The sequence below is a fragment of the Anaerofustis stercorihominis genome (assembly GCF_024623185.1).
GTDB lineage: Bacteria > Bacillota > Clostridia > Eubacteriales > Anaerofustaceae > Anaerofustis.
Map to the genome: position 1 here is coordinate 18,357 of NZ_JANJZK010000004.1, position 23,128 is coordinate 41,484.

Consider the following 23,128-nt stretch of genomic DNA (forward strand, 5'->3'; position numbering starts at 1 on the left):
CGTTCTCGCTCCTATATTTTTTAGTTTTCACCAAAGGATGCAAGACGTAATAACAAAATCATTATAACACTAACTTTTTTATTGTCAATAAAACACTTCACACTTTTCCTTTAACAATTATTACATAAAAGAACTGTCTTTTTAAATCGAATTTAAAAGTAAAGCAAATAAAATACAGAATTTTTAATGGATTGTCTGAGATAATAAATATTAAATATAAATAATATATATTTTATAAAGATTATATATAATTTTATAAAAAGAGCATAATAATATGCTCTTTTTATTTTATTTAACTATAATACTATAATTTTCTTTTCTTGGTTTAGCTTCTTTAATTTTACCTTTTGCATATCCCAAAGCTAAAGCCCCCACTCCGACAAGATCATCACTCAGTCCCCATTTATTTAAAAGGTCTCTTCCCTCTTTTGTATTGAACATTTCATATTCCCTGTTGATCCAGCAAGTAGATATTCCAAGAGAATTAGCGGCAAGCATCATTGTGCCAAGAGCCAAACTCCCGTCTTGCAGATAAGTACTTACATTTTTATCTGCAAGGACTATGATAATAGTTGGAGCACCATAGTATGGATTTGAATCCGTACCCATGATTTCTGCATTCATTTTAACAAGCTTGTCTATGGTTTCCTTGCTTTGAACAGCCACTATCACAGGTGACTGTTTTCCCATACCCGACGGTGCATATTCACCAGCTTTTAATATTAACTTTAAATCATCTTCACTTACTTCTTTATCTAAATAACTTCTAACACTTCTTCTCGATAAAATATTATCTATAACTGCATTACTCATTTCCATACCCCCTATTGTATTTATTTATATTATAATCCTCTAATATTAAATTTAAGTGAAACTTATGTAATAAAAAATTATTTTGTTCACAGATCTCATTAATATGTGTTTACAACGAAATAATGTTAAAATACTAAATAGCACGTAAAAAGTGCGTAATTGTATTAAGTCAGTTGGTAGAAGTTAGCTTAAAATTAAAATATAATTTGATTATAAATCAAAAAGGAGAAATAATATGAGTTTTAAAGAACAATTGATACACTTAAGAAATACTAACGGATTATCTCAGGAAGACCTAGCAGAAAAATTAAATGTAACAAGACAGTCGGTATCAAAATGGGAAGTTGGCGAAACAATGCCTGATACGGATAAGCTTATAAAAATAAGCGAGATTTTTAATGTTAGCACAGATTTTCTTTTAAAAAACATTGATAATGTATCAAATAGTAAATCAAAAATTTCAGTAGCATTATCCAAAGAAGTAAATGAAACAATTGAAAATATAAATAAGATGAGTAAATCAAAAAGATATATTATAGGTCTTATATTTATAGGTATCATATTTATAATAATAATTTTCTTAATAAACATAGTAAAATAAAAAAGAGTAATCATTACTCTTTTTTATTTTATTAACTTATTTATTTCCTTCATCATAATGCTGCTATTAAGAGGCTTTGAGAGATGTCCGTTCATACCCGCTGCTTTTGCGGCATGTATGTCTTCCGAAAACACATCTGCTGTCATTGCTAGTATCGGAACCGTTAAAGAATCATTTCTTTTTAACTTTCTTATGATCTTAGTTGCCTCATAACCGTCCATTACAGGCATTTGAATATCCATCAACATCAAAGCATAATAATCTTCTTTAGAAGACTTAAACATTTCCACACATTCTTTTCCGTTTGAAGCACATTCAATATTAGCTTTTGTTATGGATAATAGTTCCACTGCAATATCTCTATTTAGTTCATTATCTTCAACCAGTAATATATTTTTATTTTTAAAATCGTAATAATTAGTTTTCTTATCTAAATAATCTTCGTCATTTGTTTTTAAAACATATTTATTGAGTGCCCTGTAAAGCGTTGAACGGAAAAGTGGTTTTGATAAAAATCCATTCACACCTTCAGCTTCATTTTCTATTTCACTCCAGTCATATGCAGAAACGATTAAAATAGGTATATCACCATTTATGGAAGCTCTGATTTTCTTTACTGTTTCAATCCCATCTTGGTCAGGCATCATCCAGTCAAGAATTACTATATCAAAATCTGTTTTTTCGTCATGAGCATTTATTACTTTTTCAACAGCATCCTTACCGCTGTCTACCCATTCTGCATTTGCTCCTAAGGCTTTTAAGTTACTGACTGTATATTCACACATGATATCATCGTCATCAACTACGAGTACATTTGTATTTGGTAAAGTATAGTCTGTTACTTTGTTTTTATCTATTTTAAGAGGAAGAGTCACGATAAATGTTGTTCCCAAACCCACTTTGCTTTTTACTTCAATAGTACCATCCATTATGTCTACTATCTTTTTAGTAATAGCCATCCCAAGTCCGCTGCCCTCGGTTTTATCGACTCTTCCGTCTTTTTCACGAGTAAAGGAATCAAAAATATTGTTTAAAAATTCTTTTTTCATTCCCATCCCCGTGTCAGTAAACGTAAATGTCAATTTGGAATAATCCATATCATCAGAATATTCCTCTTCTACATCTACAGTTATACTCCCTTTTTCAGGTGTAAATTTAGTAGCATTAGATAAAATATTAATAAAACATTGACGGAGTCTCAATGCATCAAAGTAAAAATCCTCATGTACTAAATTATGAATTCTGATTGAAAATGACTGTTTTCTCGATTTCACCATTGGCTGAAGTATAGATACTATATTCTCTAACGCTTCCGGTAAAGATACAGAATCATTTCTTAAAATCATCTTTCCGCTTTCAATTTTAGACATATCCAAAACATCATTTATAAGTCCAAGTAAATGCTGACCCGATACAGAAATCTTTTTAAGGCAGTCGTTTACTTTATCAGTATTTAAAATATTCATTTGGGCTATCTCAGTCATACCCATGATAGCATTCATCGGTGTTCTGATGTCGTGGGACATACTTGATAGGAACTCTGATTTTGCTTTGTTTGCATTTTCAGCTTCATTTAACGCTTTTTTAAGTTCAACGGATTGTTTTTCAAGTTTTACCTGCATTTCTCTTAAATCCGTTAAATCTGTTACATCTATACAAACAAATAAGTAAATTGGATCTTGTCTGATCCAGTCAATACAATCTCCATTTATTTGCATCCATGTATCTTCATTTTTATTATTTTTAAGTTTTGCCAAAAAACGTATATGTTTACCGACTTCAACTTCTGCTAAATATTTTCTTATTATTTGTCTGTTATAATCAGACATAATATTATAATTTTCATTTTTATAATTAAGTATCTTTTTATTTTTACCTTGTTCATCTAAAAGCTCAAGTTCATTATCATTTTTTATAATGCCTTTAAAAATCAATCCGGGTAAATTGTTAGTTGTTATATGCTGAGTTTTTTGAGTTTGAACCAAATCATCTATATTTGTAATTACAGTATAAGATACTTGCTTACCGCTTATTATTTCATCGGTAAAAGTTGCATTCATCCTTACCCATATATGCCCCTTTTTCCCTTTAACAGGAAGACGGGTTATCAAGCTATATCCTTTTCTTCCGTTATTAATTGCTTCCATTACAGCAGCAGTAAGTTTAGCCAGTTCATCTAAATATCCAAGTTTACTGTAATATATATCCGGACGATTTTTAAATTTTTCTTCATATTCATCTTTAGGATAACCTATTAAATCATAATAATAATCATTAGCCCACACAGTTGTAAAGTATTCATCTAAAAGGTGTTTGCTTACACTCACTTTCATCGTACTCATTAGATTATTATATTCGTCACTTAATGGCAGTGATTTATCTGTTTCATTTATATCATGTTCCATAATATATTTCTCCTATACACGGATAAACATTTAATATTAAAAATAAATTTCAATTAAAGGTGAATACTTATATTAAAATATCTATAGCTTCTGTGTTCATGTATATATAGATTTATTGTAACAAATACTTTAAGATATAGCAAGAAAAGAAATTATTTAATTATTAAATAACAATTATTAGGTGGGTATTGTGAACAGAGCTTTTTATGAAATGATTTATGAATATTATTCCACACAAATATTATTTGGACATATAAAATATGGAGAAAAACTACCTTCAATCGAACACCTATGTTATAAATTCCAGGTAGCACCCCAAACCATAAGAAATATGCTATATAAACTAAAAAAAAATGGATTTATAGAAATTTCATCGGGCAAGAAGGCAACTGTAGTTTATAAAACTTCAAATGATGAGGTTATAAATTATATAAACGATTATTACGTAAAAAGAATTGAAGCAATAAGGGATATAAATGAAATCGCTCCTTTAATGATACATCCTATGCTAAAAAAAGCATACCTATTATTAGATAAAGAAGACATGAACATTTTATATAATTCAATTAAAAATACTGATCCTAAGGATACTTATTTATCTTTTACTATGGGAAGTGCTATACTTGAAAAACTTAATAATAAATTAGCTATGAATTTATTTAATGAAATAATTTTATTTTATAAATTCCCTTATTTTGATGATAAAAACGATCATTTTAATACATACACTAAAGATAATAATATAAATATTTTAGAAAGAAAAAGTTATAAAGAGGCTATTAAAAATATATTAATAAGTTGTAAAAACCATAAAGCAAACGATTTTTTAAATAATTATTTAATTTTTGAAGATATACTACTTACAGATATAAAAAAATATATTAAATATCCTGATAAAAAATCGTTAACACCTGAAAAACAGATTCCGTTTATTTGGCATGTATTTCGTGACAGACCTCAAAAATGTTATTCTATAGCCGAACATATCATCGGCGGGATTTATTATGGAGATTATAAAATGAATTCTTTCTTACCTTCTTTTACAAAAATGGAAGAAAAGTATAAGGTTTCATTTAGTACAATAAGAAGGACAATAAATCTTTTAAGCACATTGGGAATAGTAAAAACGATTCCGAGAAAAGGCACAATAGTAAGTATAGAAAATATAAACATTGAAAATTTCAATAATAAGACTATAAACAAAAATATAAAACTTGGATATGAAAGTCTGGAAATATTAAAACTTAATGCATATGAAATGAACGAAATTATTTTTTCAAAATTTTCTAATGATGATTTCGATAAAATAAAGGAAAAAATTATATCTTTAGATAATAAAAAATCATTGGATATAATATTTGCTTATTTGGAATGTATTATATTATTAACAAAATCAAAATTTATTAAAATGGTATATTCTCGTTATTTTGCACTAATCCTTTGGATATATCCTATAAATCTTATATATAATGAAAAAAATATGAACGACATTCAAGACATTTTAAATATATTAAACAGCAGAAATGCTGATGAATTTTCAATAATAATGATTAAACTGATAAAAAATGTCCAAGATATTACAAAATCTGTGCTACAAAAAAAAGAGTAAGTCATACTCTTTTTTTGTTATTATTTTTTACTTCAACTTCTTCAATAAACATAAGTATAAAAACTGCTATTAGACCAATCAGAGAAAATAATACTGCTTTAACAAAGAACAAATGCGTAAGTAAACTTCCTATTAGTGCTCCGACTATAAAAAATAGTATTATCCCATAATACTGTAGACTATTTTTAAGTATTCTTTTATCTTTTGTTTGCTTGTAGTTATATAAATGTTCCGTAGCACTTCTTAAATTTCCTGTGCACATAGTAGTAGCATAAGCATTGCCGTTGACTTTCCTAAAGCTTTCAACTTGAAGCGAACATACAAAAGATATCAATATATTACTTAACATATCAAATCTTCCCGAAGGAATAAATCCTACTATTAAAAGAGTAACAATTTCTATTATGATTACAATTTGTCTCCAGTGAATGTTCTCATTATATTTATGTCTTTTCTTTATCATCTCTGCGCCTATAATACCTACAAAAAATGCAAGAATAGGAAGCAGGTAAAAAGCTGCCTCTTTAAATTCTCCTTCTGCAAAATTCACCCCTAGAAGTACTATATTACCGGTTTGAGCATTGGCAAATACTTTACCTCTTGAGATATAAGTATATGCATCTAAAAATCCTCCTACAATGGCGAGGATCATACCTATTATATAAGTCTCCGACATTTGTTTTTTTCTGGTCATAATTATCCTCTATAAGTATTCTATTTATGATAAGTCTCATTATTATTTATTTTAAAACATCTATATATCTGCTCTAGGAGCATAACTCTGAATAACTGATGGGGAAAAGTCATTAATGAAAACGACATTTTTTTATTAGCTATTTTCAGAACATCTTCGCTAAGCCCCAGGCTTCCGCCGATTATAAACGTAAAATCGCTTTTGCCGGATACACTTAAACTATTAAGTTCTTTTGCAAAATCTGTGGAAGTGAATTGTTTACCCTTTATATCCATGGCAAAAATATAAGAATTTTTAGGTATTTTATTTATAATACTCTCCCCTTCTTTATTTTTTGCTATTTTATCCAACGATTCACTGCCCGTCAACTTTTCATCATTTAGCTCTATAATTTTTATTTTAGCAAACCTTGATATTCTCTTTAAGTATTCACTCTGTGCTTCTTTAAGATATTTTTCTTTTAATTTCCCTACGCATATTATATTAACATTCATCTTTTTTCTTCCACAAAATCTTAATCAAAGTATAGATTTCATTATTATCATTACATATTTTAACATTTGTGTAATACTGCTCGTCTTTTATTTCATCTTTTGTATATACATATGGTTCATCATCAATAGTGATTTGCTTTTTATATGTAAGCTGGATCTTATAAGGGATATATTTTTCCAATACTTTCTTATCGATATAATCATAAAAATATGAAAAGTATAATGTATTATTAACATGATTATTTATATCAAGATCCGATCTTCTTATTTGTAAAGGCTTCTTTTCTACATCACTAAACAACTTATCATCTATGCTGTCTACTTCAAATCCTTTTCCCTTTTCTATTTTATGAAGGTCATATACCTCTGCAATTTCTTCGGTTACTTTTTTTATCTTAAAAGTATCTTTTTCAACAAGCAGCCATCTTGTCTTTGCCTCTATTAAAACATTATCATTTTCGTCTTTTAAGAAAAACATTCTATTTCCATAAAATCTATTAAAAGAATAAGGATATGTTTCTATTTTTACACTATCTCCGATTTTTCCATACTTATAAATATTCATATCATAATTTAATAATATCCAAGTAAAATCATTGGTCCTCTCAATCCCCAGTACTTCGTCCTGCCTTAAAAATATATCCTGAAACCACCTTGCGGCTTCCATCGGCTTTAACATATTATTATTATCTACATTTGAATATTTGATTCTGTGATTTTCTGTTATATATGATTTTAAGTTTTCCATTTTAGCTCCTAATACTCTATTTAACTTCTTTGAAATTACATTATACTACGTCTTGTTAATTTTTCAAATTATATAAATACACTTTATTGTCTTTAAACCCTCGTTATGGTAAAATTTTTCCCGGAAGGAATTAAATATATGGATGATTTGATTTTTAGTTTAAATGCAACTTTACCGATTTTTTTTACTATGGTGGTCGGTGTAATATTAAAAAAATTTGATATATTCAATGATAACTTTTTATCTTCTTTAAATAAATTTGTTTTTACCGTAGCGCTTCCAATCCTATTATTTCAAGATATAAGCTCGACGGATTTTATAAAAAATTGGGATACCAAATTTGTGATATTTTGCTTTATTGTTACTTTGATCTCAGTATTGATATCTTATCTGGTTTCTATATTTTTAAAAGATAAATCGATACAAGGAGAGTTTGTGCAGGCTTCATACAGAAGTTCCGCTTCTATTATAGGAATAGCATTTGTACAAAATATATATGGAAATATAAGTGTAGCCCCTCTCATGATAATAGGCGCTGTTCCGTTATATAATATAGTAGCTGTAGTAGTGCTTTCTTTTCTAAAGCCGGAAAAAGATAAGATTAACATAGAAACAATAAAATACACAATTAAAGATATTATAACAAATCCTATAATATTTGGAATTATTATAGGCATGGTATGGACTGTTTTAAAAATACCAAAGCCTATTATTTTAGATAAAACCTTGGTCAATCTCGCAAATTTAGCAACACCTTTGGGATTAATAGTAATCGGAGCGAGCTTTGATTTCAATAAGGCATTTAAGAATATAAAACCTGCACTAATGTGTACTATTCTTAAATTGATAATATTTTGTGCACTATTCATTCCGCCGGCAGTATTCATTGGATACAGAAACGAATATCTTGTAAATATATTAGTCATGCTCGGCTCAGCGACGACCGTAAGCTGTTACATAATGGCTAAAAACATGGGACATAAAGGAATATTAACCTCGAGCACTGTTATGCTTACTACAATGCTTAGTTCTTTCACTTTGACAGGATGGCTGTTTATTTTAAAAAGCTTGGGACTTATATAATGTTTCACGTGAAACAAATAAAAAAAAGAGACTATATAGTCTCTTTTAATTTGCACTTTACACTTTTATTAAATTTAGCTCTTGATAAAGTAACTATCCTTTTGCACTGGATACATTCAAGTTTAACATCAGAGCCTATCCTTATTATTCCCCATTTATTGCTCCCGCAGGGGTGTCCTTTTTTCATCATCACAATGTCATTTACTTCATAATTTTCCAAAATATATATCTCCCGATCAAAACAAAATATATCCTATATAAAAGTAACTTGCAAATAAGGAATCTCTAAGTGCTATATTAAGAGGTGAATCCTTTAAAAATATTGCTATAACAAATAAAATACTTATTATGACAAGATTTAAGATAAGTCCTTTTAAAAATCCAAATACAGCTCCGCCTATCGTATTGAAAGTCCCGATGACCGGAAGTTTTGTTACCAAATTCAAAACTTCTACAAGTAGGGAAATAACTACAAAGGCAAATATCAGTAATCCAATAAATGATATAAATGAAACTATAGAAGCTGTGGTTATATCTGCAACCGTCGCATTTGCATTTCCCGCAGCTTGAACACCGCCATTCCATAAATTTTGAAAAAAGTTAATTACGGAATTAGGTACTTCACCAAGGTTTAAACTATCAAACCACACGCTTACACTATTTGAAGCATCACTTACCCCGCTTGGAACACTGGGAAGGGTATCTTTAACTTTAAAAAAGTTATGTATGGTGTTTTCTATATTGGTATTATTTATAAGCCAGCTTGAAAGGACAGGTGTGAACATCTTAGCAACTAAGAAACTTAAAACAATAGTCACCAAAGAGAATACACTTTTTACAAGTCCCTTATAAGCTCCGAGTATAATGCATATACCAATAATTACAATTATTAAAATATCAATCCATGTCAGCATAATTTTTTCCTTTTGAAGAAGACTTATTCATCTTCATTTTTAGGTCCTTTTTGCTCCTTTAAATTTTCCTTTAATATACTATTTACAATTTCCTCTGCTAACTTATCTTCTTTTTCATCTAAATCTTTTGTTATTGTAGTAGTGTCTGTAACCAAGGCTTCTTCTATTTTATCGTCGTCATTAGCAATCTCGTTCAGTTCATCTTTTTTATATGATAATTCATCATCTATTTCTTCGGTTACCTTTTCACTGTCTTCTTCAACTTTTTCTTTTTTCTTCAGTTTTCTCTTATTCTTCTTTTCTTTTTTTGCTTTTTTATCTTTTTTATTAGGTTTAGTGACAACATTATTTTCTTTTACCGATTTTTTATTTTTTCTTCTTTTTCCCCCATTAATGGCATAACCTAAAAGCTCGCCTATAAAATAGGAAATACCCATTACCGCATAATTCACTAAGAACAGTAAATATCCGCTGCCTTTAAACATAGCCATAAGTAACGTAATTGGTTTATTGAAGAATATAAGAGGTCCGCCTAGGAAAAAGAAATGAGTCCACCCCTGACTTTCCACAGGTATAAATCTGCTTACACCATAAGATATACCGGTATATAATAATATTGGGAATAAAGCGATCAAAACAGCCAAAAACAGTTTGCCTACCTTATCCATATCACCGCTTACTGCAACTTTAAAACCGCATATCAGCCATATTATAACTTCCGCAATAAGCATGACCATTGCTATAACCACATTATTAACACTAACTATCATCCCCACAACATATATTATAAAACATAATAAAAGCTGTAGTCCGTTTACCAACATTGCTGTCCCAAAATATCTAGTTTCTTTTTTTGTCATATTATTTATCCTCTATATTAAAAAGTTCCAAAAGTCTCGATAAATCCTCATTTGAATAATAATCAATCACAATACTTCCCTTATTGCCTTTATCGTTCAGTTTAACTTTTGTTCCAAACGTTAAAGACATTTTATGTTCTAAATCCACAATATAAGGATTTTCTTGTTTTTCTTTTATTATTTTTTTAGATTTATCTTTACTGTTACCTTTAAATTCTTTACTTAATTTTTCGCTTTCTCTAACCGATAAGCTTTTATTTATGATTTCCTCTAAAAATTCATCTCTGTAATTTTCATCAACCGAAAGGATAGCTCTTGCATGTCCTGCAGATATTTTATCATCTCTTATAGCTTTCTTTATATTATCCGTTAAAGAAAGGAGCCTCAAAGTATTTGCAACGCTTGCCCTGCTGGTGCCAAGTCTTTTTGCTATATCCTCCTGAGTCATCTTAAAACTTTCTTTTAACTCATTATATGCTTCAGCTTTTTCGATTTCATTCAAATCTTCTCTTTGGAGATTTTCTATTAAAGAAACTTCACTTATTTCTTTCTCGCTGTAATCTTTAATTATAACTGGCACTTCTTTTAATCCTGCAAGGATAGAAGCTCTATACCTTCTTTCCCCCGCAACAATTATATACTCATCTTCTTCTTTTACAACAAGTAAAGGCTGAATAACACCATGTTCTTTGATTGAAGCGGATAATTCTTTTATTTTTTCTTTATCGAAATGTTTTCTTGGCTGATTTGCATTTGCCTTAACCAAATTAATATCGACTTTTTTTATATCGTGTTCACTACTTTCACTGAAAACACCGTCTACATCTTCCTGAGGTATTAATGCAGACAGCCCTTTTCCGAGACCACCTGATTTTTTCTTCATATTATTCCCCTTTTTTAAGTAATTCTTTCGCCAAATTCATATAAGCTTTTGAACCTTTTGAAGAAGGATCGTATTCAACGATCGTTTGTCCGAAGCTTGGAGCTTCGGCAAGCCTTATATTTCTTGGGATAATCGTATCATAAACTTTATTTCCAAAAAATCTTTTTACCTCTTCGACCACCTGAGTTGAAAGATTGGTCCTATTGTCAAACATCGTAAGCAGTACTCCCTCTACTTTTAAGTATGGATTTATACCTTTCTTAACAAGATTAATTGTATTCATTAACTGACTAACCCCCTCAAGTGCATAGTATTCGCATTGAATAGGTATGAGAACACTGTTTGATGCACAAAGAGCATTTATTGGAAGCAATCCCAAAGACGGAGCACAATCAATAATAACAAAATCATAATTTCCGATTATGCCTGATATATGTCTTTTTAGAATAGTTTCTCTCTTCGGCTTACTAGCTATTTCAATTTCCGCACTTGCTAAATCAATACTTGAAGGTATCAAATCTAAATTTTTTACTTCGGTATTTATAACGACATCACTTCCGTCTATATCGTTGACGATAATGTCATATGTACTATATTCAAGTTTAGTTCTATCTATATCAAGTCCGCTGGTAAAATTACTTTGAGGGTCAAGGTCGATCCCAAGCACCTTTTTACCCATTTTTGCAAGACATGCAGATAAATTAACTGCGGTAGTTGTCTTACCAACGCCTCCCTTTTGATTAAATAATGATATTATCTTTGTCATATTTCTTACTTCTTCCCTATTATATTTTTACTTTCTACATTGTAACACAGAAAAAGTACCCCTTCAATAAATTTAATATTAAAAATGTTTCACGTGAAACATAATTTTATTCTTCATTTCTTATTTAATCTAATTGATATAAATTATTAACTTGTTTTATTTATCAAATAAATATTTAATAATTTGTTAATAAAGAAAATCACTCCCTGCATTATCGGCTAACCATTATATTCACATTCTTCTTTTATTTTCTATTTTCCCTATATATAGCCGTTAAACAATAATAATTCTTCGGATGAAATAATTTTGAATTCTAAATGTATGTATATATATATTGAAAAAAATATCTTAATCAGAGAAGACTATATTTTCTCCAATTAATAAATTAAGAAATATAAGTTTATAAATAATAAGGAAAATGGCATAAGCTAATTTATCATATAGAATTAAACAATTTTAATTTTCATTCAATGAATAATATGTTTTTTCAACTTTTATCATATCCAACATAATGAAAACATATTAAATCAGAATGTGCAAATTTATTTCTGATTTTATGAATACTATTTTCTCCTCTTGAAATAAACATATATACAATTTATTAAGTATTTTTATTATATAAAGTTTTGTATAATAAATAAATAAAGTTTTATAGTCATTTAAAATATATATTATAGTTATCTCCAATATATTAAATAACAAAAATAAACATTCAAACTCATTTCCAGCCTTATTCAATTCTTCACAATAAAATATTTGACTTTTAAAATATTTTGAATACTACAAAGTATAATCAATAATTTTTGTTTTTATTAAAATTAATTAATTTAATTTCATATATCCTTTAAATATAAAGTTACTAAATGTTTCACGTGAAACATTAAAACTTTATATGCACATTAATACATTATAAATTATAATGTTTAAAGCTTAATTTAACTTGAATTTATTTTGAAAATTCTAAATTAATTATAATATTTGACTGTTTAACACCCATATATTATATAAAACAACAATTTAAATTATCTTTATATAATTAATATTATAATCACCTAAATATTTAACAATTTTTTCTCATTTTTTATTGCATTTTCTGTTTACAAAAATAGCTTTTTGCATTAATATATATATAAATTAAAATACAGTTTACTTTTTAGAAGATAGCAGAGACTTTATCTTCGATTTTTTTATATTATAAGGAGGCAATCATGGGTAAAATTTTAAAAGAAGGACTAACATTCGATGATGTATTATTAATACCGAGAAAAAGCGATGTTATCCCTTCACAGGTAGACACATCAACATATTTAACAAAGAAAATCAAACTTAATATTCCACTAATGAGTGCGGGAATGGATACTGTAACAGAATCAAAGCTTGCCATAGCGATGTCAAGACAAGGCGGTATAGGTATTATTCATAAGAATATGACTATTGAACAACAAGCAGCCGAAGTCGATAAAGTAAAAAGAAGCGAACATGGGGTTATTGTAGATCCATTCTTTTTATCTCCTGAACATGTAGTTGAAGATGCTAATGAAATCATGGCAAGATATAAAATCTCGGGAGTACCTATTACGGACAAAACAGGTACACTCGTTGGTATCATCACAAACAGAGATTTGAGATTTGAAAGAGATCCTAAGAAAAAAATAAAAGATGCTATGACTAAAGACAACTTGATCACAGCAGCGGAAGGTACAACTTTAGAAGAAGCAGAAAAAATACTTAAGAAAAACAGAATTGAAAAACTTCCTATAGTAGATAAAAACTTTAAGTTAAAAGGTCTTATAACAATCAAAGATATCGAAAAGAAAATTCAATATCCAAATGCCGCAAAGGACGAACAAGGCAGACTTCTTGCAGGAGCTGCAGTGGGTACAGCAGCAGATACACTGGAAAGAGTTCAGGCACTGGTAGATGCAAAAGTCGACGTTATTGTGCTTGACACCGCTCACGGACATTCAACAAATGTTTCGGACTGGCTAAAGAAAATCAAAGATGTACATCCTGATTTACAAATCATCGCCGGTAATGTTGCAACGGGAGAAGCAACGGAAGATTTAATAAAAGCAGGCGCCGATGCGGTTAAAGTTGGTATGGGTCCGGGTTCCATTTGTACAACAAGAGTTGTTTCGGGAATTGGTGTGCCTCAAATCACAGCGGTAATGGACTGTGCGGAAGTCGGTAATAAATACGGCGTTCCCGTAATTGCCGACGGCGGTATCAAATTCTCAGGTGATATCACAAAGGCTATTGCGGCAGGTGCAAGCACAGTAATGCTTGGAAGCATGTTTGCAGGAACAGAAGAAGCTCCGGGTGAACTTATAATATATCAAGGAAGACAATTTAAAGCATACAGAGGAATGGGTTCAGTAGCTGCCATGTCACAGGCAAATAACTCTTCAGACAGATACTTCCAAAGCGGACAGAAGAAACTTGTTCCCGAAGGAGTTGAAGGAAGAGTTCCATTCAAAGGAAATATTGCAGACAATGTATTCCAGCTTCTAGGCGGACTTAGAGCAGGAATGGGATACTGCGGATGTGCTACAATACACGAACTTAGAAACGATGCAAACTTTGTTAAAATAACAGCTGCTTCACTACAGGAATCTCATCCTCATGATATTTCAATAACAAAAGAGTCTCCAAACTATACAAGAGAATTTTAAGGAAAAATAATATGAGCAAAAAAAATGAATTAGTAATAGTTTTGGATTTCGGAGGACAGTACAATCAGCTTATCGCAAGAAGAGTAAGAGAATGTAATGTTTACTGTGAAATAAAACCCTACACTATTTCTTTGGAAGAATTGAAGGAATTAAATCCTAAGGGAATTATTTTTACCGGCGGTCCTAACAGTGTATACGGTGAAGATTCCGCAACATACACAAAGGAAATATTCGAAGCGAGTATCCCTATCCTTGGAATATGCTACGGTTCACAGTTGATGGCACATAAGCTTGGAGGAAAAGTTGAGACAGCTCCGGTTAGTGAATACGGACATACTGAAGTCGAACTCGATACCTCTTCCCTACTATTTGAAGATATAGATGAAAAAAATGTTTGTTGGATGAGTCATACGGATTATATATCTAAAGAACCTCAAGGTTTTAAGGTTACAGGAAAAACTCCTGTTTGCCCTGTGGCAGCAATGGAAAACAAAGATAAAAATCTTTATGCAGTTCAGTTCCACCCTGAAGTAATGCATACAAAAAAAGGAACTAAAATCATAAATAACTTCCTATATAATATTTGTAAATGCAGCGGCGACTGGAAGATGGACTCATTCGTAGAAGATACAATCAAAGCTATAAAAGAAAAAGTCGGTGACGGAAAAGTTTTATGCGCATTATCGGGAGGAGTGGATTCTTCCGTAGCAGCGGTAATGTTAGCAAAAGCGGTAGGTAAACAGCTAACTTGTGTTTTTGTAGACCATGGACTTCTTCGTAAAAATGAAGGTGATGAAGTCGAAGCTGTATTCGGTCCCGACGGTCCATATGATTTAAACTTCATAAGAGCTAATGTACAGCAAAGATTTTACGATAAACTTGCGGGAGTAACAGACCCGGAAACAAAAAGAAAAATCATCGGAGAAGAATTCATAAGAGTATTCGAGGAAGAAGCTAAAAAAATCGGAACTGTGGATTTCTTGGTTCAGGGAACGATATATCCGGACGTTGTGGAAAGCGGTCTTGATAAAAGTGCGGTAATAAAATCACATCACAACGTAGGCGGACTTCCTGATTATGTAGACTTTAAAGAAATCATTGAGCCTCTAAGAGATTTATTTAAAGACGAAGTTAGAAAAGCAGGAAAAGAACTTGGTATTCCGGAATACTTGGTAATGCGTCAGCCATTCCCGGGACCGGGACTTGCCATTAGAATAATCGGAGAAGTAACGGAAGAAAAAGTAAAGATAGTTCAGGACGCAGATGCTATTTACAGAGAAGAAGTCGCAAAAGCAGGAATAGACAAAGGCCTAGGACAATACTTCGCGGCACTTACAAATATGCGCTCGGTAGGTGTCATGGGAGACTTTAGGACTTACGACTATGCAATAGCCTTAAGAGCGGTAATGACTTCAGACTTTATGACGGCGGAAGCAGCAAAACTTCCTTGGGATGTCCTTCACAAAGTAACAACAAGGATAGTAAACGAAGTCGACCACGTAAACAGAGTACTGTACGACTGTACAAGTAAACCACCGGGAACGATTGAGTTTGAGTAGAAGTAATAAAATATAAAGCAAAAAAGTGTCTTAAATAAGACACTTTTTTTATTTGCATTTATAATATATTTTATTATAAAAATATAAAGTTGTTAAATGAAATATTATGTGATAATATAAAATATAATTAATTTATAATTATATTTATTATATTATTAGGGAGATTTATATAAATTTGAAAAAAACAAAAAATGTAAAACCTTTCTTAAAATGGGCTGGCGGCAAAAGTCAACTTATATGTGAAATTGAAAAATATTATCCTTTTTCTGATAGTCATATAACGAAGTATGCTGAGCCTTTTGTAGGTGGAGGAGCAGTTTTATTCGATATATTAGACAAATATGATTTAGATGAAATTTATATCAGCGACATTAATGCCGAACTTATAAATGCTTATCGTATTGTTCGTGATGATATTGATGACTTAATTCAAATACTTTCTTGTTTGCAAAATGATTTTATTCCGTTAGATACAGAACATCGCAAAGCATATTATTGTAAAAAACGTGAGCGTTTTAATGATTTGAAGATTAACGGAAACGAGAGTATTAACATTGAAAAAGCAGCGTTGATGATATTCTTAAATAAAACTTGTTTTAACGGGTTATTCCGTGTGAACAAAAAAGGATTGTTTAATGTTCCTATGGGAGCATATAAAAATCCAATGATTTGCGATGAAAAAAACCTAAGAGCAGTATCACAAAAATTACAAAAAGTCACTATCGTATGTGGAGACTATAGAATGTCAAAAGAATTTATTGATGAAAATACTTTTGTTTATTTTGATCCACCGTATCGCCCACTTACGGTTACAGCAAGTTTTACTGCATATACAGAAAATTTATTTAATGATGATAGCCAACAAAATTTGGCAAATTTTGTTGATGAATTGGACAAGAAAGGAGCTAAAATTGTGGTGAGCAATTCAGATCCTAAAAATTCTAATATAAAAGACGATTTCTTTGATAATATTTACTATACTCACAAAATAAAGAGAGTTGATGCAACACGAATGATTAACTGCAATAGTAAAGCAAGAGGAAAAATCAAAGAATTGCTTATTTCAAACTTTTAAGGAGAATTGCCAATATGATAAAGAACGGAAAAGGCGGAGGAAATACCAAGACAGGACTTGTCTTTGAGGGGAAAACTGATTTGGCAACCTTTTTGAATAGTCAAGATGGATATCGTGTAACCGATGGTATTGTATTTTATAACGATAAGAAGGTAGCTCATATATTCAAAAAGTACGAATTTTATAGATATTTAAGGGAAGTTGGCGTTGATTGGACAAAGATTATTTCAAAAAAACTTTTGCCAGATAATAGTATTTATATAATCATCAATAATACATTTTTTATAATTGAATGTAAGTATCAGCAAGTTGCGGGTTCGGTTGATGAAAAATTACAGACTTGCGATTTCAAAAGAAAGCAGTATCAAAAGTTGATGGCACCACTCAACATTGATGTAGAATACATTTATTTACTTTCGGATTGGTTTAAGGATCCAAAGTATAAGGATGTTTTGGATTATATTATCAGTATGCGTTGTTACTATTATTTTGAGTATATACCGCTTACAAAGTTAGGGCTACCTGTGCCACCTAGTAGCGAGGAGGAATAATTAATGTCAAGAGATTTTAATGCCTGGTTATCAGGTTTTCGTGATAGTATAGCAGACTATGGGTATTACATAGATTTTAAAAAGGTTCACAAAAATGTGGATAGCATTAAAGTTGAACTTAATATCTTAAATTCACTTATCGGCTCCAAGAATATCGAAACCGATTTTGAAAATTTAATAACAAAATATCCCGAAATATTAAAATGTATTCCTTTGCTTTTAGCAGTTCGAGCAAACGAAATATATTGTCATGATGAAAATGGTGGTTATTTATTCCGATTTAATTTTAGCAAGTATCCACCGAATAGTCACGCACATTACGAAAGATATAAATATTTTATGCGTAAAACCGGATTGTTTGATTTATTGGAAAATCACATCGTGAATAATTTGGTTGATTATGCAACTGGTGTAGAAACAGGTCTTGATTCCAACGGGCGTAAGAATCGTGGAGGGCACCTTATGGAAAATTTGGTTGAAAACTTTATTCAAAAAGCAGGTTTTGTGAAAGGTGTTAATTACTTCAAAGAAATGTATATCCACCAAATTACAGAAAAATGGAACATAGACTTATCCGCGATTTCCAATCAAGGCAAGATGGAAAAACGCTTTGATTTTATTGTTAAGACACCTAATATGATCTATGGTATCGAAACAAATTTTTACGGAAGCAGTGGCAGTAAGCTAAATGAAACCGCACGTAGTTATAAAACACTTGCACTCGAAACCGATACAATAAATGGCTTTACATTTGTTTGGCTTACAGACGGAAAAGGTTGGAACAGTGCTAAAAACAACCTCGAAGAAACTTTTGATGTTATGCAACATATTTACAATATCAAAGATTTGGAAGAAGATGTAATGAATGAGGTTTTTAGATAATGGCAAAGAAAATAACAAGATGGGAGCCTGAAGATTTTGAACTTGAAATGACTACGCACTGGTCGTTTCCAAAGCGTGGGAATTGGGCAACTCATGATGCTAAATGGCGTGGGAATTGGTCGCCGTATATACCGAGAAATATTTTACTGAGATATTCTGGAGAAAATGATTTAGTCCTTGACCAATTCGTAGGCGGAGGAACTACCCTTGTAGAGGCAAAACTTTTAAACCGTAACATTATTGGGGTTGATGTAAATGATATTGCTCTTGAACGATGCAAGGAAAAAATTGATTTTAAACATGAGGATGCAAATGGTAAGGTGTATTTGCATAAAGGTGATGCAAGAAATCTCGATTTTGTGATGGATAATAGTATTGATTTGATTTGTACTCATCCACCGTATGCAAATATTATCCGATACAGTGACGATATTGACGGAGATTTATCACAACTTAAAGTCAAAGATTTTCTCGAAGAGATGAAAAAGGTTGCTAGTGAAAGTTATAGAGTTCTTAAAAAGGGCAAGTTCTGTGCCGTTCTTATGGGCGATACAAGACAAAAGGGGCATATGATACCAATGTCATTTGAAGTTATGCGTATTTTTGGGGATACAGGATTTAAACTTAAAGAATTAATTATTAAAGAACAACATAATTGCAGAGCAACAGGATTTTGGAAAACTAATAGCGTAAAATATAATTTTTTATTAATTGCACATGAGTATTTGTTTGTGTTCAAAAAATAATATCTATTATATAATAAATCAATTAAATATAATATACATTAATAATAAATAAACAATATATTAGCTATGCAAATATATTGTTTTTTAATATTTTAAATAATATAACATAATTAAAGCAAAGCAATCTATATTTATAATATTTTTCACTCTCCCGAATATTCAGAATATATTGAAAATAATGTCGAAATATGCTATTATTAAGGGCAAAAAGAGGATATTTTATAACATTTTGAAATGTCTAAGGAGGAAATTATTATTATGTCAGAAGTAAAACAACCCGCAAGTGCCCTATCATCACCTAGATTTTGTAATATGGGGACTTTTATGAGAATGGATAAAGTAGACAGTGCAAAAGGACTAGACTTTGTAATAGCAGGTGCACCTTTTGATACCGCAAGCTCATTCCGTTCAGGCTCGAGATTTGGACCAAATGCGATACGTAACATATCCGCAATGATGAAACCTAACAATGTATTGATGCAAGTCAATATCATGGACGGTTTAAAAGGCGGAGATATCGGTGACTTTCCTGTTATTCCGGGATATATCCACCCTACGTACAAGGCAATAGAAGAAGGAGTAAAAGGCATAGTCGATGAAGACGCTGTTCCTATAGTACTCGGAGGAGACCATTCCATAACTTTAGCGGAACTTCGTGCAGTAGCTAAAAAATATGGACCTGTTGCATTGGTTCATTTCGATTCTCATTCGGATTTATGTGATGAAGTATTCGGAGAAAAATATAACCACGGAACACCTTTCAGAAGAGCACTGGAAGAAGGTTTAATAGATCCTTCGCATTCAATTCAAATCGGTATGAGAGGTTCACTATATGACCCCGACGAACATAAAATGGCTGCAGAACTTGGAATGCTACTCATTCCGGGACACAAAGTAAGAGAAATGGGAAGTAAAAAGTTACTTGAAACCGCTCTTGAAAGAGTTGGAGATAAACCTTGTTTCTTAACATTCGACATCGACTTCGTCGACCCTGCATATGCTCCGGGTACAGGGACACCTGAAGTAGGAGGATTTACTTCTTGGGAATCTCTAGAAATGGTAAGAGGACTTAAAGACCTTAACTTTATAGGAATGGATTTGGTTGAAGTTCTACCTGCTTATGACCATGGAGAAATCACAGCTTATCTTGGTGCAAATATAGTATTTGAATTCTTGTCAATTCTAGCTACAAAGAAAAAATAGAAAGGGCAAGAGTGATAAATGGAAAATACAACAACAAAAGTAGTCTATGATCCGGACATGCCTTCAAATGAGCTGGATAATATAACATTCAATAAAGAAAAATTTATAAAAAGTCTTATAAGACTAATTATTTGTTCTGTAATTGGTGTACTGGTATTCTTTGTATCCGTTCCTCATAACGGCGACAGTGAGATCATATTTAGTATAGTATATAACTGGCTTATAGGGCTAATGGGTAATTTTGCATACTGGGTGATTGCCTTGATAGTGGGAGGGAACCTATGTGCTCATATTTATTATAAGTACATAAAAAAGAGCACATGTACATCCACATTTGCAGGAGTATATGAAAATGATACAATAATTCACACTGTCCTATATTCTTTAGGATTTATATATGTATTCTTATATGCGATGAAAATGAATATTGCCGGCTTTGTCGGTCCCGAATTCATCGTTGGAGACGCAACGGGCGGAAGTGTAGTACCTCCTATCGTTCTAGGTGTCCTCGGTATTATCATAGTAGGAGCGATATTCATGCCTTTCTTGCTTAACTATGGAATACTTGAAATCGTAGGAGCATTATTGGAACCTTTTATGAGACCTTTGTTTAAGGTTCCGGGAAAAGCCGCTCTGGACGCAGTAGCTTCGTTTGTAAGCTCATCTTCCCTCGGCGTTCTAATTACAAACAGGCTTTGGAAGAAAAATGCCTACACCGATAAAGAAATGGTCGCAATAATGACCGGATTTAGTGCGGTAAGTATCGGTTTTGCATATCTTGTAATAAATACAGCAAATCTAGGTCATTTATTTCTAAAAATATATGCAATCAGCTTTGTGCTTGTTTTCATCATGGAAATGATAATGGTTCGAATACCTCCTATCTCAAAGAAAAAAAATGTATACCATAATGGAAGAGAACAAAGTGAAGCAGAAAGAAAAGACGGTGCTAAAGCAAGTTTATCTATATTTAAAACAGGTTTCAGCCGTGCAGTAAAAAGAGCAGGTATAGCAAACGGAGTAGCGACCGATATCAAATTAAGTTTAATGGACAGCTTGCTTATATTACCTCAAGTGCTTACAATGCTATCGGCAATAGGTGTATCGGCATTGATACTCGCAGAATACACTCCTGTATTCCAGTGGCTCGGTAATATATTTAAACCACTATTATTAATATGTCAAGTCCCAGATGTTTCACTTATTGCACCCTCTATTCCCGTTGGTATAGCTGAAATGTTTTTACCTGTCCTAGTTATGGGAACAAAAATAACCTTAATCAGCGAACCCGCAAGAGTATTCGTTACGCTTGTTTCTATAGTACAAATCATTTTCTTCTCGGAAACTGCAACGGTTATGCTTGCGACAAAATCTCCAATCAAATTTTGGGAGATCATAGTTTGCTTCTTGGAAAGAACGGTCATAGCCATACCTTTAGCGGCAATAGTTATTCATTTGTTCTTCTAAATAAAAAAATCAAACAGCAGTGTTTATTAAACTGCTGTTTTTTTATTATTTATTTTATATTTATCCTTGACTTAGAGTTAACTCCAAGTGGTAAAATGTTTATATAATATATATGACATCTATAAAAAATTATTATCCAATGATTTTAATCATTTCGAGGAACTATTATCAGCTCTTAAAAGAATTGAAATGCACAGTTAAAATAAATAAAACAGAGAGGTAAATAAAATGAAAAGCAAAGTTTATTTCACAAAAGAAATCACACCTTCAAAAATGGTGGAAATGTACAAGGTGATGGACAGAGAACTAAAAGGAAAAATCGCTGTAAAAGTCCACAGCGGAGAAGTCGGCAATCAAAACTTTTTAAGACCGGAATTCATGAAGGACATTATCGATTATGTAGACGGTACGGTTGTAGAATGCAACACTGCATATGAAGGAAAAAGGAACACAACAAAAGCACACTGGGAAACAATGAAAGAACATGGCTGGAGCGAAATGTTTAAGGTAGACATTATGGACGAAAAGGAAGACATGGAAATACCTGTTAAGAATGGAAAAATCCTCGATAAAAATTATGTTGGAAAAAACTTAGAAAATTATGATTCATTGCTGGTTCTCTCCCATTTTAAAGGACACCCCATGGGAGGATACGGCGGAGCGCTTAAAAATATTTCCATAGGCATAGCATCAAGCAAAGGTAAAGCATATATTCACGGAGGAGGCACGTTCGATGATATGTTCAAAGCAGACCACGACTCTTTCTTGATATCAATGGCTGATTCGGCAAAATCAATAATGGATTATGAAAAAGATAATATTGCATTTATAAATGTAATGTGTAATATGTCGGTAGACTGTGACTGCTGTGCGGTAGCAGAAGACCCAAAAATCAAAGACATCGGAATATTATCATCACTTGACCCTGTTGCCCTGGATCAAGCATGTATCGATTTAGTATATAATAGTAAAGATGAAGGCAAAAAAGATTTAATAGAAAGAATTGAATCCAGAAACGGACTTTTGACTATTAAAGCAGCAAACGAACTTAAAATAGGCTTAAGAGAATATGAATTAGTAGATGTAGATATAGATAAATAATA

At 31.3% G+C, this 23,128-nt stretch carries 22 protein-coding genes; 12 read left to right on the forward strand and 10 right to left on the reverse strand.

From position 1 onward, the window contains the following. Nucleotides 1–288 precede the first annotated feature (288 nt). Nucleotides 289–813 carry a nitroreductase family protein gene (locus NSA01_RS03340; protein ID WP_257480098.1) on the reverse strand — a complete coding sequence of 175 codons (525 nt, stop codon included), beginning with the start codon at nt 811–813 and terminating at the stop codon, nt 289–291. 235 nt (nt 814–1,048) lie between these two features. On the opposite strand from NSA01_RS03340, the gene NSA01_RS03345 reads away from it, so the two are divergent. Next, nucleotides 1,049–1,414, forward strand: a complete 366-nt coding sequence (locus tag NSA01_RS03345; RefSeq protein WP_257480099.1) for a helix-turn-helix domain-containing protein — start codon at nt 1,049–1,051, stop codon at nt 1,412–1,414. 23 nt (nt 1,415–1,437) lie between these two features. Here the strand turns inward: NSA01_RS03345 and NSA01_RS03350 are convergent, their stop codons facing one another. After that, entirely contained in the window at nt 1,438–3,819 is a 2,382-nt protein-coding gene (locus tag NSA01_RS03350) for an ATP-binding response regulator (RefSeq protein ID WP_257480100.1), read from the reverse strand. Between the two features lie 190 nt (nt 3,820–4,009). Here NSA01_RS03350 and NSA01_RS03355 point away from each other — a divergent pair, with 190 nt between their 5' ends. Further along, the gene (locus tag NSA01_RS03355) at nt 4,010–5,428 is read left to right on the forward strand and encodes a GntR family transcriptional regulator (protein WP_257480101.1); all 1,419 of its coding nucleotides are present in this window, start codon (nt 4,010–4,012) and stop codon (nt 5,426–5,428) included. A 1-nt stretch (nt 5,429) separates the two neighbouring features. Here NSA01_RS03355 and NSA01_RS03360 read toward each other — a convergent pair whose 3' ends face one another. From NSA01_RS03360 to NSA01_RS03370, 3 genes are read right to left on the reverse strand one after another with little or no spacing between them, the layout of a single operon-like run. Continuing rightward, nucleotides 5,430–6,122 carry a YoaK family protein gene (locus NSA01_RS03360; RefSeq protein WP_257480102.1) on the reverse strand — a complete coding sequence of 231 codons (693 nt, stop codon included), beginning with the start codon at nt 6,120–6,122 and terminating at the stop codon, nt 5,430–5,432. Nucleotides 6,123–6,142: 20 nt separating this feature from the next. Then, a complete protein-coding gene (rlmH, locus tag NSA01_RS03365) occupies nt 6,143–6,616 on the reverse strand; it encodes a 23S rRNA (pseudouridine(1915)-N(3))-methyltransferase RlmH (RefSeq protein ID WP_257480103.1) in 474 nt (157 codons plus the stop codon). Continuing rightward, a complete protein-coding gene (locus NSA01_RS03370) occupies nt 6,606–7,364 on the reverse strand; it encodes an acyl-[acyl-carrier-protein] thioesterase (protein WP_257480104.1) in 759 nt (252 codons plus the stop codon). The genes rlmH and NSA01_RS03370 overlap by 11 nt, the downstream gene beginning before the upstream one ends. Nucleotides 7,365–7,502: 138 nt before the next feature. Here NSA01_RS03370 and NSA01_RS03375 point away from each other — a divergent pair, with 138 nt between their 5' ends. Beyond that, entirely contained in the window at nt 7,503–8,447 is a 945-nt protein-coding gene (locus NSA01_RS03375) for an AEC family transporter (RefSeq protein WP_257480105.1), read from the forward strand. A gap of 31 nt (nt 8,448–8,478) precedes the next feature. On the opposite strand, the gene NSA01_RS03380 is transcribed toward NSA01_RS03375, so the two are convergent. The 5 genes from NSA01_RS03380 to NSA01_RS03400 are packed head-to-tail and all read right to left on the reverse strand — an operon-like array spanning nt 8,479 to nt 11,870. Next, nucleotides 8,479–8,667, reverse strand: a complete 189-nt coding sequence (locus NSA01_RS03380; protein WP_306813843.1) for a DUF951 domain-containing protein — start codon at nt 8,665–8,667, stop codon at nt 8,479–8,481. A 16-nt stretch (nt 8,668–8,683) separates the two neighbouring features. Further along, nucleotides 8,684–9,361, reverse strand: a complete 678-nt coding sequence (locus NSA01_RS03385) for a CvpA family protein (RefSeq protein WP_257480106.1) — start codon at nt 9,359–9,361, stop codon at nt 8,684–8,686. Nucleotides 9,362–9,384: 23 nt separating this feature from the next. Then, entirely contained in the window at nt 9,385–10,221 is an 837-nt protein-coding gene (locus NSA01_RS03390; protein ID WP_257480107.1) for a hypothetical protein, read from the reverse strand. 1 nt (nt 10,222) lies between these two features. After that, nucleotides 10,223–11,104, reverse strand: a complete 882-nt coding sequence (locus NSA01_RS03395; RefSeq protein ID WP_257480108.1) for a ParB/RepB/Spo0J family partition protein — start codon at nt 11,102–11,104, stop codon at nt 10,223–10,225. Between the two features lies 1 nt (nt 11,105). Continuing rightward, nucleotides 11,106–11,870 carry a ParA family protein gene (locus NSA01_RS03400; RefSeq protein WP_257480109.1) on the reverse strand — a complete coding sequence of 255 codons (765 nt, stop codon included), beginning with the start codon at nt 11,868–11,870 and terminating at the stop codon, nt 11,106–11,108. Nucleotides 11,871–13,078: 1,208 nt separating this feature from the next. On the opposite strand from NSA01_RS03400, the gene guaB reads away from it, so the two are divergent. From guaB to NSA01_RS03445, 9 genes are all read left to right on the forward strand, one after another. Continuing rightward, nucleotides 13,079–14,542: an IMP dehydrogenase gene (guaB, locus tag NSA01_RS03405; protein WP_257480110.1), complete on the forward strand. Its 1,464-nt coding sequence runs from the start codon at nt 13,079–13,081 to the stop codon at nt 14,540–14,542. 11 nt (nt 14,543–14,553) lie between these two features. Further along, nucleotides 14,554–16,101 carry a glutamine-hydrolyzing GMP synthase gene (gene guaA, locus NSA01_RS03410; RefSeq protein WP_257480111.1) on the forward strand — a complete coding sequence of 516 codons (1,548 nt, stop codon included), beginning with the start codon at nt 14,554–14,556 and terminating at the stop codon, nt 16,099–16,101. Nucleotides 16,102–16,276: 175 nt separating this feature from the next. Beyond that, nucleotides 16,277–17,176 carry a DNA adenine methylase gene (locus tag NSA01_RS03415; RefSeq protein WP_257480112.1) on the forward strand — a complete coding sequence of 300 codons (900 nt, stop codon included), beginning with the start codon at nt 16,277–16,279 and terminating at the stop codon, nt 17,174–17,176. 14 nt (nt 17,177–17,190) lie between these two features. Further along, nucleotides 17,191–17,727 (forward strand): PD-(D/E)XK nuclease superfamily protein, encoded by a 537-nt coding sequence (locus NSA01_RS03420; RefSeq protein WP_257480113.1) that lies wholly within the window; start codon nt 17,191–17,193, stop codon nt 17,725–17,727. A gap of 3 nt (nt 17,728–17,730) precedes the next feature. Continuing rightward, nucleotides 17,731–18,609, forward strand: a complete 879-nt coding sequence (locus NSA01_RS03425) for a type II restriction endonuclease (RefSeq protein ID WP_257480114.1) — start codon at nt 17,731–17,733, stop codon at nt 18,607–18,609. Next, complete coding sequence (locus NSA01_RS03430; protein WP_257480115.1) at nt 18,609–19,355, forward strand: TRM11 family SAM-dependent methyltransferase; 747 nt, start codon at nt 18,609–18,611, stop codon at nt 19,353–19,355. The genes NSA01_RS03425 and NSA01_RS03430 overlap by 1 nt, the downstream gene beginning before the upstream one ends. 258 nt (nt 19,356–19,613) lie before the next feature. Next, complete coding sequence (speB, locus tag NSA01_RS03435) at nt 19,614–20,558, forward strand: agmatinase (RefSeq protein WP_257480116.1); 945 nt, start codon at nt 19,614–19,616, stop codon at nt 20,556–20,558. 18 nt (nt 20,559–20,576) lie between these two features. Further along, complete coding sequence (locus NSA01_RS03440; protein ID WP_257480117.1) at nt 20,577–22,025, forward strand: YjiH family protein; 1,449 nt, start codon at nt 20,577–20,579, stop codon at nt 22,023–22,025. Nucleotides 22,026–22,253: 228 nt separating this feature from the next. Next, nucleotides 22,254–23,126, forward strand: coding sequence for a DUF362 domain-containing protein (locus NSA01_RS03445; protein ID WP_257480118.1), 873 nt, complete (start codon nt 22,254–22,256; stop codon nt 23,124–23,126). The last annotated feature ends 2 nt before the right edge of the window (nt 23,127–23,128 follow it).